The following is a 12,146-nucleotide window of genomic DNA, read 5'->3' as shown; positions in this document are numbered from 1 at the left end:
GCCTTTTTTTTATTTGGTAAATTTCTTAAATATTTATAGCTAAACGACAATCGTCATCCCGCTGCTTGTTAGCGGGATCTATGCTTTGAGATACCGCGAATAAATCGCGGTATGACGTAGAGCTCGCGTTAGCTATACTTTTATGCTTACCAACTCAGTATCCAATCAAAACCTGGATTTCAGTGTCAAGCACTGAAATGACACCAAAAGGGCTACTGCTGTCTTGGATGGAAACCAGTGTCAGCTACTTGAATCTGCCACGCAAATTGCCTGCAAATTGCAATGTTCGTACAGCTGTGCGTCATGCGCTGGAATGGCATCAAGGGGTAACTTTTTATTTAAACAATGATTGTAAAATGATTATAATAAGAGATCTATTGAAATTTTAAAGTTATTAAATATTGACGCTGTATACTTAAGTGTTAAAATAGAATGAAAAGTTTTTAGGAGTTTATATGGCAGCAGGTGGGAAAGCAAAGACAGCTAGTAAAAATAACCCTACTCAGCGTAAGAAAGCTGAGCAAAAAATGTATAAAGATAAACCGGTAAAACCTGTTAGATATATAGATCGTGACTCGCGCATGAATTATATGTCTGCTCAATATGACAACGGCAATCTGGTTGAAGATGAGATAAGCGGCAATCCTATAAAGTGGGAAGCTGTATAATAGTTGTGGTTAAAGTTACTATTAATTCTAAGGAATGTGAAGTAGAGCATGGGCTCACTATAATTCAAGCTTGTGAAGTCGTGGGCGTTGAAATTCCACGTTTTTGTTATCATGAGCGTTTAGCAATTGCTGGTAACTGCAGAATGTGTTTGGTTGAAGTGGAGGGTGGACCTCCAAAACCAGTAGCCTCTTGTGCAATGCCAGTTGCAGAAGGGATGATTATTCACACTGATACCCCTAAGGTTAAAAAAGCACGTGAAGGTGTGCTTGAGTTTTTGCTAATTAACCACCCGCTTGATTGCCCAATTTGCGATCAAGGTGGTGAATGCGATTTGCAAGATATCACGATGGCTTATGGGAAAGGAACCAGCAGACTTGATGAGCATAAGAGGGCTGTGCCAAAAAAACACTTCGGACCACTGATTGAGACTGCGATGAATCGATGCATTCATTGCACTCGGTGTGTTAGATTTTTGTCTGATGTTGCAGGTACAAATGAACTTGGAGGAATCGGAAGGGGAGAAAATGTAGAGATTAGCACTTACATAAAAAGGCATATTAGTTCTGAATTATCTGGAAATATTATAGATCTCTGCCCGGTAGGGGCTTTAACTTCAAAGCCTTACTCCTTTACAGCGCGTCCATGGGAGCTATCACATTGTGAGACTGTAGATGTGCTAGATGCTCTGGGTAGCGCAATTAGAGTTGATTATCGTGGCCTGGAAGTTATGCGAATATTACCAAGGCTGAGCGAAGAGGTAAATGAAGAATGGATATCAGATAAAACCCGCTTTGCCTATGATGGACTAAAAGTTCAGCGTCTTGATCGACCTTATGTAAAAAAAGATGGTAAATTAGCCCCAGTTGATTGGAATGAAGCATTAACTGTTGCTGCAAAGAAATTAAAGAATACAAAATCAAATAAAATAGCTGCAATTGCAGGTGATTTAGCAGATTGTGAGTCTATGCTTCTACTCAAAGAAGTGATGCAGAAGCTCGGCTCGGGGAATATAGACTGTAGGCAAGATGGTGCAAAGCTTATACCAAGTAATCGTGGATCGTATGTGTTCAATACCACTATTGAAGGTATAGAAAATGCAGATTTATGCCTGCTTATAAATACAAATCCAAGGATAGAAGCACCGATCATTAACGTAAGATTGAGAAAGAGATATTTACAGGGCAACTTTCCTGTTGCAAGTGTTGGTCCTAACATTGAATATTTGTATCATGTTGAGAAATTGGGCGATAATCCTGGTATTTTGAGTGAAATAGCAAATGGAAATCATAAGTTCTGTGAGCTGCTGGTAGCTGCTCAAAACCCTATGCTGATTATCGGTCAAGATGCGTTGATAAGAGATGATTCTGAATCAGTTCTAATTCTAGCTGGCAAAATTGCAGAAAAATTTAACATGGTCAGAGATGACTGGAATGGCTTTAATGTGCTGCATAAAGCTGCAGCAAGAGTTGGTGGGCTAGATATTGGGTTTGTTCCTAAAAAAGGCGAAAGGGATATTAATCAAATATTGGAACATGCAGAAAGTGGTGAAACAGAAGTGGTTTATCTTCTTGGTGCAGATGAAATTGATACATCAAAATTAGAAAATACATTTGTAATTTATCAAGGTCATCACGGTGATAAGGGTGCACATGTGGCAGATGTTATCTTGCCTGGTGCTGCATATACAGAAAAATATGCAACTTATGTAAACACTGAAGGTCGAGTGCAAAGAACAAATTTAGCTGTATTTCCTCCAGGTGAAGCAAAGGAGGATTGGTTAATTATTAAAAATCTCTCGCAATATTTGGATCTTTCCTTACCATATGATAGTTTATTTGACGTAAGAAAAAAATTAGATACTATCGGTCCACAGTTTAGAAATGCTGATCAAGTGATAAAAAATACATGGGTACCAATCAGCAGTGGTGAAATAAGCTTAAGTAATACACCTTTTACTTTAAAGGAGTGTAATTTTTATATGACGGATTCAATAAGTCGCGCTTCAAAAATAATGGCAGATTGTACTAAAGCTTTTTATGAACACGCTAGTTAATATTTTATTTATTTTAGTACCGCTACTACTTTCAGTTGCATATTTGACATACTTTGAGCGTAAGGTCCTTGCTGCAATTCAACTGAGGCACGGCCCAAGTGTAGTTGGACCTTTTGGGCTATTGCAGCCATTTGCAGATGCTATTAAGCTCCTGATTAAGGAGCCGATAATACCATTTAGAGCGAGCACCATACTGTTCATTATGGCTCCAATGCTTACCTTTATCTTGGCATTAATTGCCTGGGCAGTTATACCGTTTGGTGCTGAAGTAATTGTAGAAAATGGCCAGCAAGTAGTTATTCCTAAGGTTATAGCAAATATTAATGTTGGAGTGCTTTATGTGCTAGCTATATCGTCGCTGGGAGTATACGGCGTGATTATTGCAGGCTGGTCAAGCAATTCTAATTATGCATTTCTTGGCGCTATACGGTCGGCTGCTCAGATGATTTCGTATGAAGTTTCAATAGGCTTAATAGTTGCTACAGTCGTTATTACCACTGGAACATTAAATCTTGGAGAGATGGTGGTAGCGAAACACAATATGCCATTTTGGGTTGATTTACTACTAATGCCTATAGGAATAATATTTTTTATTTCTTTGCTTGCAGAAACTAATCGTCACCCATTTGATTTACCAGAAGCTGAAGCAGAGCTTGTCTCTGGATATAACGTTGAATATTCATCCATGCCTTTTGCCCTCTTTTTTCTTGGAGAATATGCAAATATGATTTTAGCAAGTGCTATGATGACAATATTCTTTCTGGGGGGATGGTATCCTCCGTTAGAACTTGGTTTGCTTTATAAAATTCCAGGTTTAATTTGGTTCGTTTTGAAGATAGTTCTACTATTGCTCATATTTATTTGGATTAGAGCAACAATACCTCGTTATCGATATGATCAACTAATGCGCCTTGGTTGGAAAGTATTTCTACCAATATCGGTGCTTTGGGTGATACTCATTTCAGGGGTGTTGCTCTTTACTGGGAACTTGCCTGGATCCAATGTTTAATTTTCCAAATACAAGATTAAGACGCAGGCGCTCGAGCAAATGGGTTCGCAATTTAACAAGTGAAAATAGTTTATCAGTAAATGATTTAGTTTTTCCTCTGTTTGTTCATGACAGAGAAGGAACAACTGAACCAATTTCTGGCTTACCAGGCGTAAAGTGTTATTCAATAGATGGGCTGGTTTCCATAATTAAGGAAGCTAAGGGTTTAGGAATTAATGCTGTTGCAATTTTTCCTGTAGTTGATAACAAATTAAAATCTAAAAATGCTGAGGAATCATATAACCCTAACAATTTAATCTGCAGAGCAATTTGTGCTGTAAAATCGAAGGTACCTGAAATTGGTATTATTGCAGACGTTGCACTGGATCCATACACTATTCACGGCCATGACGGCATTTTAAAAGATAATCAGATGGATGTAGAAAACGATGAAACTATATCAGTGCTGTGTAAGCAAGCACTTGCTTTAGCGAAGGCAGGATGTGATATAGTTGCTCCTTCTGATATGATGGATGGTAGAATAGGAAGAATCAGAAAATCATTAGATGATAACAACTTTCAAGACGTATTAATATTATCTTATGTAGTGAAATACTGCTCTAGCTTCTATGCTCCATTTAGGCAAGTCGTTGGTTCATGTGGGCTATCACATTCTATAGACAAAAGTGGTTACCAAATGGATTATAAAAATGCGCGCGAAGCAATGTGCGAAATTGAAATAGATATAAATGAAGGTGCAGATTTTATTATGATTAAACCTGGTATGCCATATTTGGATATTATCAAAACAGCAAGTGATAAGTTTAATTTTCCGATTTTTGCTTACCAAGTAAGCGGTGAGTACGCAATGATAAAAGCTGCTGCAAATAATGGCTGGCTAGATTATGACAAGGTAATTTATGAATCTTTGATTGGTTTCAAACGTGCGGGTGCAAGTGCAATATTCACTTACGCTGCACTTGATATTGCAAAAAATTTAAGTGCACAAGCCCTATAAAATTACTAAATTTTTGGCGCATGTTCTTCTACTGTTGCTGCATATTGCCTAAAATTTTCCAATATATGTTTAAAGTTATTGATAAGTCCGTTACAATACAGTATTATAAATAATATAACTAAGTGTTACTTAGGGCATGGGGATTTTTTTTAAATTTTTGGGAAAGATGCTAGGCAAGGTTTTTCCTGCCAAAACAGTAAGCTCTTTTTTGGGAATAGGATATTTACCAGGTTGGCAGAACTATTGGTCTTCTTTTTTAATATTATTTATTGTCGATGCTATATTAATTCTTACATATGGAGGCGAATATTTACTATATAAAATGCCAAATTCAGGAATAGTTGTAGCTGCTATTTTTACAAAATTGGCAATAGTTATGTTAGTAATGCAATTAATTGGAATATTTATTTTTCATGCTCAGGACCCTTCAGCAAACAGTGGTGAAGAAATAGTAATACAAATAGCGTCAGGGCAAGTACTGACTGTAGCACTTTCAATGCCAGCAATAATGTCAATTTATTATGCTGTAAGTAAACTCTATGGGAATATATGTAAGCAGATGTTTCAATGCCCATTTTGGTTTAATGATTTTATGCACTTTTTCTTTTTTCTTATGATACCTTACGTATTTTTTAATGTCGTAGAAGTGATAAAACCATGGCCAATAAGTTCAATACAGCTCAGCTATAATAATGCAATGTCAATTACATTTGAGGGGATTTTTCACACATTTTATGCGGTGATTTTACTGTATTTAATAGCATTTATATTCTGCGATTTAACTATGCATGATGCAATTGTCCTAAATAAGAGCATAATTCAGTATGTGAGGGAAAGTTCAGCAGTTTTAGGTGATTATTTACATAGTGCTGCAAAAAAAATAAATATTGAATAGTACTTATTTATTTATATATTTAGTATAAAAAGTGTGCAATTTGTGTGAACTTACAAAGTATAATAAAAGAGTTACAAGATTTTTGGGCTAGTGAAGGATGTGTTATACTTCACTCATACACATCTGAAGTTGGTGCTGGCACATTACATCCCGCAACAATTATGTCTGCAATTGATACAAAACCGGCAAAAATTGCATATCTACAACCAGTAATTAGGCCAGCAGATGGTCGCTATGGCGGTAACCCTAATCGTTTGTATCAACATCACCAATATCAAGTTATAATAAAGCCATCTGGTAATAATTTACAAGACGTCTATTTAGATAGCTTAAAAGTTCTTGGCATATCTACAGAAAAATATGATATTAAGTTTGTTGAAGATGATTGGGAAAATCCGAGCGTTGGAGCATCAGGACTTGGATGGGAAGTTACATGCAATGGAATGGAAGTAACACAGCTTACTTATATACAGCAAGTTGGAGGGATTGATTGCAAGATGATTCCTGGTGAGGTGGCATATGGGTTGGAACGTTTAGCAATGTGCATACAAGGTGTAGATAATGTTTACGATATAATTTGGAACGATAACGGTGTAACTTACGGAAATATTTTTAAACAAAGAGAATATGAATTTTCTTATCTAGCATTAGATTATTATGATACTAAAGTGGTACAGCAGCAATTCGAAGATACGGAAAAATTGTGTAAGTTCCTTATTGAAAAGGAGCTACCAATGGCAGCTTATGACCAATGTATTAAAACTAGTCACCTACTTAATCTGCTTGATGCAAGAGGTGTGCTTGGTGTGAATGAACGTACAGCTTATATTGGTAGAGTTAGAGAGCTGACAAAAAAATGTTGTGAATTGTACATGAGTAAATAGCGTATGTCGTTGCAGTTGTTATTTGAGTGCCTTTCAGAAGAAATACCACCGAGAATGCAGAATTCAGCTACAGTTCAAGTTAAGAGCTGTATTGCCAATGTTTTTAACAAAAATAATGTAAAATTTACATCAATGGAGGTTTTTATAACGGCACGTCGCATTACCCTATTTGTCGACAACATAAATGCTTTGGAGCTAAAGGATTCCAATAACGAAGTTAAGGGACCAAACATTAACGCACCAAAAAGTGCTATCGAAGGTTTTTTAAGAAAATATCAGAAAAATGAAGAAGATTTGCTCGTTCGAAAAGTAAATAATGAGGATTTTTACTTCATTAAAAGAGAAAGCTGCTCATTTAACATCAGAGAATTCCTCAAAAATCAACTGGAGGAAATGCTCAAAAACTTTTCTTGGTTGAAGAGCATGAGATGGGGCGAAGGAAAAGAAAGATGGGTTAGGCCAATTAAAAACATTTTATGCATTTTAAATGATGAAATAATACCTGTATCTTTTGCAGGGATTACAGCATCTAACACAACATATGGCCATCGATTTCTCTCAAGTGGTACGGCGCTTACTGTTAAAACACCTAAAGACTATTTTGAATTGCTAGAAAAAAACAGTGTAATTCTCCAAATGGACAAAAGAAAGCAATTTATACTAGATCAGATTAATAAATTCACAAAAGAGCAGAATTTACAACTTGAGAAAAATGATTATTTACTAAATGAATTGACAGGGCTTATAGAGTGGCCAATCGTACTGTTTGGTGAAGTGAATCAAGAAAAGTCATTTGGATTACCGAAGGAAGTAATACTTAGTATAGTTAATACACAACAAAAATACCTTGCTTTAAGTAATGGAAAGAGAATTTCACACTTTGTCACTGTTGTCAACGTCAACAATGGTGAAGTTGTTAAAGGACACGAAAGAATATTAGAAGCACGTCTTGCTGATGCCCAATTTTTAATATCTCAAGATAAAAAGGAAAATCTAGATTATTATGTCAAAAAATTAGGTTCGATATTATTTCATGCTTCACTTGGCAGTGTGGGGGAAAAGGTAAAGCGTATTACGGCTCTGTCAAAGCATATAGCTATATTTATTCCACATGCTTCGCTGATAAAAGTTGAACGTGCTGCATATTTGGCAAAAGCTGATTTGGCAACATCGATAGTAAGAGAGTTTCCAGAATTGCAAGGAATAATGGATGGATATTATGCTTCTTATTTTCAAGAAGATAAAGAAATAGTGGAAGCTATAACTGAGCATTATAAGCCAATCGGGCCAGAGCAGGAGTGTCCTAAATCTCCTTCTGCAATTGCTGTGTCAATTGCAGACAAAGTGGATAGCTTAGTTGGTTTAATTGCAGCAGGTGAAAAAATCTCTGGTTCGTATGATCAATTTGGTTTGCGGAGAATGACAATTGGTATAATTAGGACAATACTTGAAAACAATTTGCATATTCCAATTGGGCTAATGATAGACAAGTCAGTATCTTTATATTCAAGGCTTCTATTTAATAAAAATACAACGTCAGTTGATAAGCCAAATAGAAAACAAATTTCAGAACTAGTATTTAGATTCTGCTTAGAAAGATTCAAGGTTATTTTAAAAAATAGAGATATAAGGCAAGATGTCGTAGATTCAATACTATATAAAATCGATATTAATGATCTGCTGACAGCAGAAAAGCAAACTGTTATATTGGATCGTTATCTTAGCACGCCAGAAGGTGAACAGATTCTAAGCACTTACAAAAGAGTCAGTAACATGATGAGCAAAGTAAGGAAAAGTGATGGCACTACTTATAGTGCATCTTACGGTAAGAGGCTTTTGATTGAAAATGAAGAAATTGCACTATCAAATTGTGCTATAACTGCTTGTAAAAACATAAAACAAGCAATAAAAAATAACCACTTTAATGCAGCGCTTGATGAACTTGCTGGTTTTGCTCCGTTTATCAATCAGTTTATGGACAGTGTAAAGATTAACTGTGATTCTGATAAGCTGAGAAGAAACAGATTATCTTTGCTTAAAAATGTAGTTTCCATCTTTCATTTAGTAGCAGATTTTAACCTCATACAGGTTAAGCAATGGATAAATGCTCAGGCAATATAAAGAACAAATCAAATCATCTCCACAGTCCTGTGGCGTGTATAAGATGGTTGGAGATAAGAATAAAGTTTTATATGTTGGAAAAGCAAAAAACTTGAAGTCGAGGTTATCCGACTACCTTCAATTCGAAAACCTTTCTGAACGAATTAGAGTTATGCTCTCACAGGTTATTAAGGTTGAAATATTCATCACTGAGAATGAAATCGAAGCACTGCTTCTTGAAGCACAGTTAATAAAATCATTGAAACCACTTTATAATATTGTGCTTAAGGATGGAAAATTTTATCCTTATATAACAATTTCCAAGCACGATTATCCAAGAATAGCAAAATATAGAGGTAAATTTAAGAAGAATGAGTTTCATTATTATGGTCCCTTTACATCTGCCGCTGCTGTTAAGCAAACTATATTGTCATTGCAAAAAGCTTTTCTCCTAAGAGTATGTTCAGATCAATACTTTTCCTCAACAAAAAGACCATGTATTGAGTATCAAATTAAGCGCTGCTCAGCACCATGCATAAACAAAATCACAAAAGACGACTATTGCCAATCAGTAAAACAGGCACGAAATACATTGCTTGGAAGAAATAAGGAAGTGAAAGAACAGTTACTTTTCACAATGAGAAAGTGCAGTAGTGAAGAAAACTATGAGCTTGCTGCTATATATAGAGATCGGGTAAAGTTTCTTGAGCAAATTCAAATACAGCACACGGATTTTTCTTTTGAAAAAGATGCAGATTTCTTCAGTATTGTACGTGAAGAGGATCTAGCATGTATTAGTGTGTTATCGTTCAGAAATAAAGACAACTACGGCAGCACTCCTTACTTTGCCGAGAACTGTGGTGATCACTCAAATGATGAAATTTTATCCACCTTTTTGGTCAATTTTTATAATTCAGCTAACATACCTCCAATACAAATTTACGTTCCAGATTCTATTGTGGATAAGGAAATTATAGAACAAGCACTATATAAGGTTGCTCAAAAGCCAGTAAAAGTTCTGCATGCAAAGAATAAAAAAGAGCGTGATTTATTAAAATTTGTTTACAATAACTCTCAGCGTAGCTTAGAGCAGAAGCTTATCGATTATAGAAATAACCTAGAAAAGCTTGAGGAGCTTAGCAAAGTTTTCTTGTTACCAAGCATTCCAAAGCGTATCGAGGTTTATGATAATAGCCATATTTCTGGAAGCCAGCAAATTGGTGTAATGGTTGTTGCAGGGCAGGAGGATTTTTTAAAAAGTGAGTACAGAAAATTTACTATAAAGGAAAAATTTTCAGGCGATGACTATAAAATGATGAGGGAAGTGCTAACCAGACGTTTCTCCGGCAATATAAAAGGCATAATACCTGATTTTTTACTGATTGATGGTGGACCAGGACATGTTTCCATAGTACAGAATGTACTGGAAGTATTGAATATAAACGTTCCTTTTGCTTGTATGGCAAAAGGTCCTGATCGTAACGCAGGAAATGAAAGATTTTATATGCTGGGCAGGGAAGAATTCAGTCTGGCAAATGACAGCAAAGTCATGCTTTACTTACAATCGCTGCGTAATGAAGCCCACCGTTTTGCGATAACTTCACATAGAAAAAAACGCGATAAACAGTTTATAGTTTCACAATTAAGCAAAATACCCGGCATTGGCAACAAAAGAAAAAAAGCGTTGATGTCTTATTTTGGTTCAGTAAAAAATATAAGCAAAGCTTCTCTGGCTGAAATTCAAAACGTACATGGAATTAGTAAAGGTTTAGCAGAAGTCATTCTTAAATACGTGAATTATAAGAGAGGAGTACTGGAATGACACAAAACCCGTTTTATTATTAGGGAATTTATATCTTAAAACCGCAAAAAAAGGTGTGCGTATTTGTGAAAAAAAATCTCCATAAAATTTGTGAAGCAATGTGGTGGGACTAGTGCGATTCGAACGCACGACCTTCAGATTAGGAGTCCAACGCTCTATCCTGCTGAGCTATAGTCCCGTGTTTCCTACCATCTATGTAAAGTTATAGCAAAAAATCCTTCTCTTTTCTAGATTTCTTGCATAACCAATTTATGAAGACAAAAAACATTTCTGTACTTCTTGAGTATAATGCTATTATATTTAATAACATGGTTTAAGTAAGATTAATGCTAGTTAACAACATTGGTTATTTCTATAACAATCAAAACGACTTTGCTTTAAGCAATATAAACATTAAAGTAAAGAAAGGAAATGTTGCATGTTTATTGGGGCATTCTGGCTGTGGCAAGTCAACAATTTTGAAATTAATTGCGGGGATAGAAAATCCAAAATCTGGAACTATTTTTATAAATGATAGGTTAGTTGCAAGCAATAAGGCATCAGTCGCTATAGAGCATAGAAATATCGGATTGGTTTTTCAGCATTCTGCATTATTTCCTCATAAAACAGTAGTAGAAAATATAACCTTTGCTATCCGCAGCTCTTCCAAGAGAGAAAAGCACCTAATTGCATTGGAAATCTTGAAGTTACTCAATATAGAAAAATATGAAAATATGTACCCTAACGCCTTATCTGGAGGACAGCAACAATTAGTTGCAATAGCAAGAGTGATGGCACAAAACCCTGATGTTGTGTTGTTAGATGAACCATTTTCTAATTTAGATATACTGCTCAAGTGCCGAATAAGACAACATATATTGTCCCTTTTTAGAAGTAAAAATATCCCTGTGCTAATGGTAACTCATGACCCGCAAGAAGCATTGAAAGTTGCAGATTTTATCTACGTAATGAAAAATGGTAAAATTATTCAATCAGGAGTTTCTAGCGATATATACCATAAGCCTAAAGACGATACGCTAGCAAAGTTTTTTAGTGAGCTCTCTTCTACTCTACAGTTAAGCGAAAAGTTTCCACTTATTCGCTGCAAGAAAATAATCTAGTTTGGGATTGTTATAAAATAATTAAAAAACCTTGATTTATAATTAAATAAAGGTGATATAATCTATGTGTTACTTGACTTCAGTCAAGTTTTAATATTTAAAGGTCAATATTTTAAATGGAGGTGAAAATGAGTTTAGGACCATGGCAATTGTTTCTAGTCTTAATAATAATTTTAGTTCTGTTTGGTGCAGGCAGATTACCGCAAGTTATGGGTGATTTAGGAAAAGGCATCAAAAACCTTAAACAGGAGCTTAAGGACTCAGAAAAATTATCGTCTAATGAACCGGATCGTTAGCGTCCTCATACTTCGTGACATGCACTAAGGTGCATGTCATCTGTTTAAAAACTTAGTAAGGTTAAAAAATGAAAGAGATGAAGTGTTGGTGTGAAATAAATAACAAATATTGAAATACAGCAACAACTATGTTAGCTTAGGAGGAATATTTTATTAAAGGATAATTGTGCAAAAAAGTGAGAAACTAACTAAAGATAAAAAACTAGCTTCTGATATTCTAAAAGAGGTTGCAGATACCAATAACAATGATAGCGATAAAGTAACTTTGTTTGACATTAAAACAGCTTTGCATGAGCGAGGTTTTGGTATTTTGATAATCAT

At 35.3% G+C, this 12,146-nt stretch carries 11 protein-coding genes, 1 tRNA gene and 1 pseudogene; 12 read left to right on the top strand and 1 reads right to left on the bottom strand.

Going from position 1 to position 12,146, the window contains the following annotated elements:
* Positions 1–182 precede the first annotated feature (182 nt).
* The 9 genes from BA053_RS02975 (at position 183) to uvrC (ending at position 10,429) form a co-directional block, all read left to right on the top strand.
* Positions 183–389, top strand: coding sequence for a hypothetical protein (locus BA053_RS02975; RefSeq protein ID WP_065094596.1), 207 nt, complete (start codon positions 183–185; stop codon positions 387–389).
* Between the two features lie 66 nt (positions 390–455).
* Entirely contained in the window at positions 456–668 is a 213-nt protein-coding gene (locus tag BA053_RS02970) for a hypothetical protein (protein ID WP_017532424.1), read from the top strand.
* A 5-nt stretch (positions 669–673) separates the two neighbouring features.
* Positions 674–2,722 (top strand): NADH-quinone oxidoreductase subunit NuoG, encoded by a 2,049-nt coding sequence (nuoG, locus tag BA053_RS02965; protein WP_065106740.1) that lies wholly within the window; start codon positions 674–676, stop codon positions 2,720–2,722.
* The gene (gene nuoH / locus BA053_RS02960) at positions 2,706–3,731 is read left to right on the top strand and encodes an NADH-quinone oxidoreductase subunit NuoH (protein ID WP_065094595.1); all 1,026 of its coding nucleotides are present in this window, start codon (positions 2,706–2,708) and stop codon (positions 3,729–3,731) included. The genes nuoG and nuoH overlap by 17 nt, the downstream gene beginning before the upstream one ends.
* The gene (hemB, locus tag BA053_RS02955) at positions 3,724–4,728 is read left to right on the top strand and encodes a porphobilinogen synthase (protein WP_065094594.1); all 1,005 of its coding nucleotides are present in this window, start codon (positions 3,724–3,726) and stop codon (positions 4,726–4,728) included. The genes nuoH and hemB overlap by 8 nt, the downstream gene beginning before the upstream one ends.
* 136 nt (positions 4,729–4,864) lie before the next feature.
* Positions 4,865–5,623 carry a phosphatidylglycerophosphatase gene (locus BA053_RS02950; protein ID WP_065094593.1) on the top strand — a complete coding sequence of 253 codons (759 nt, stop codon included), beginning with the start codon at positions 4,865–4,867 and terminating at the stop codon, positions 5,621–5,623.
* Positions 5,624–5,667: 44 nt separating this feature from the next.
* Positions 5,668–6,507, top strand: coding sequence for a glycine--tRNA ligase subunit alpha (locus BA053_RS02945; protein WP_082941389.1), 840 nt, complete (start codon positions 5,668–5,670; stop codon positions 6,505–6,507).
* A gap of 3 nt (positions 6,508–6,510) precedes the next feature.
* Positions 6,511–8,628: a glycine--tRNA ligase subunit beta gene (gene glyS, locus BA053_RS02940; RefSeq protein ID WP_065095326.1), complete on the top strand. Its 2,118-nt coding sequence runs from the start codon at positions 6,511–6,513 to the stop codon at positions 8,626–8,628.
* Entirely contained in the window at positions 8,612–10,429 is a 1,818-nt protein-coding gene (uvrC, locus tag BA053_RS02935; protein ID WP_065106739.1) for an excinuclease ABC subunit UvrC, read from the top strand. The genes glyS and uvrC overlap by 17 nt, the downstream gene beginning before the upstream one ends.
* Positions 10,430–10,530: 101 nt before the next feature.
* Here the strand turns inward: uvrC and BA053_RS02930 are convergent.
* Positions 10,531–10,607: transfer RNA gene (locus BA053_RS02930), tRNA-Arg, on the bottom strand.
* A 148-nt stretch (positions 10,608–10,755) separates the two neighbouring features.
* Here BA053_RS02930 and BA053_RS02925 point away from each other — a divergent pair.
* The 3 genes and pseudogenes from BA053_RS02925 to BA053_RS07985 all read left to right on the top strand — a co-directional run.
* On the top strand, positions 10,756–11,529 hold the full coding sequence (locus BA053_RS02925; protein ID WP_010082304.1) for an ABC transporter ATP-binding protein: 774 nt from the start codon (positions 10,756–10,758) through the stop codon (positions 11,527–11,529).
* A 128-nt stretch (positions 11,530–11,657) separates the two neighbouring features.
* On the top strand, positions 11,658–11,825 hold the full coding sequence (tatA, locus tag BA053_RS02920) for a twin-arginine translocase TatA (protein WP_006013840.1): 168 nt from the start codon (positions 11,658–11,660) through the stop codon (positions 11,823–11,825).
* Positions 11,826–11,991: 166 nt separating this feature from the next.
* Positions 11,992–12,146 (top strand): annotated as a pseudogene (locus tag BA053_RS07985) (exopolysaccharide biosynthesis protein); the annotation flags it as partial.

It is taken from the genome of Wolbachia endosymbiont of Nomada ferruginata (genome assembly GCF_001675785.1).
Lineage (GTDB): Bacteria > Pseudomonadota > Alphaproteobacteria > Rickettsiales > Anaplasmataceae > Wolbachia > Wolbachia pipientis.
This window is presented reverse-complemented; position numbering and strand designations above follow the sequence as displayed.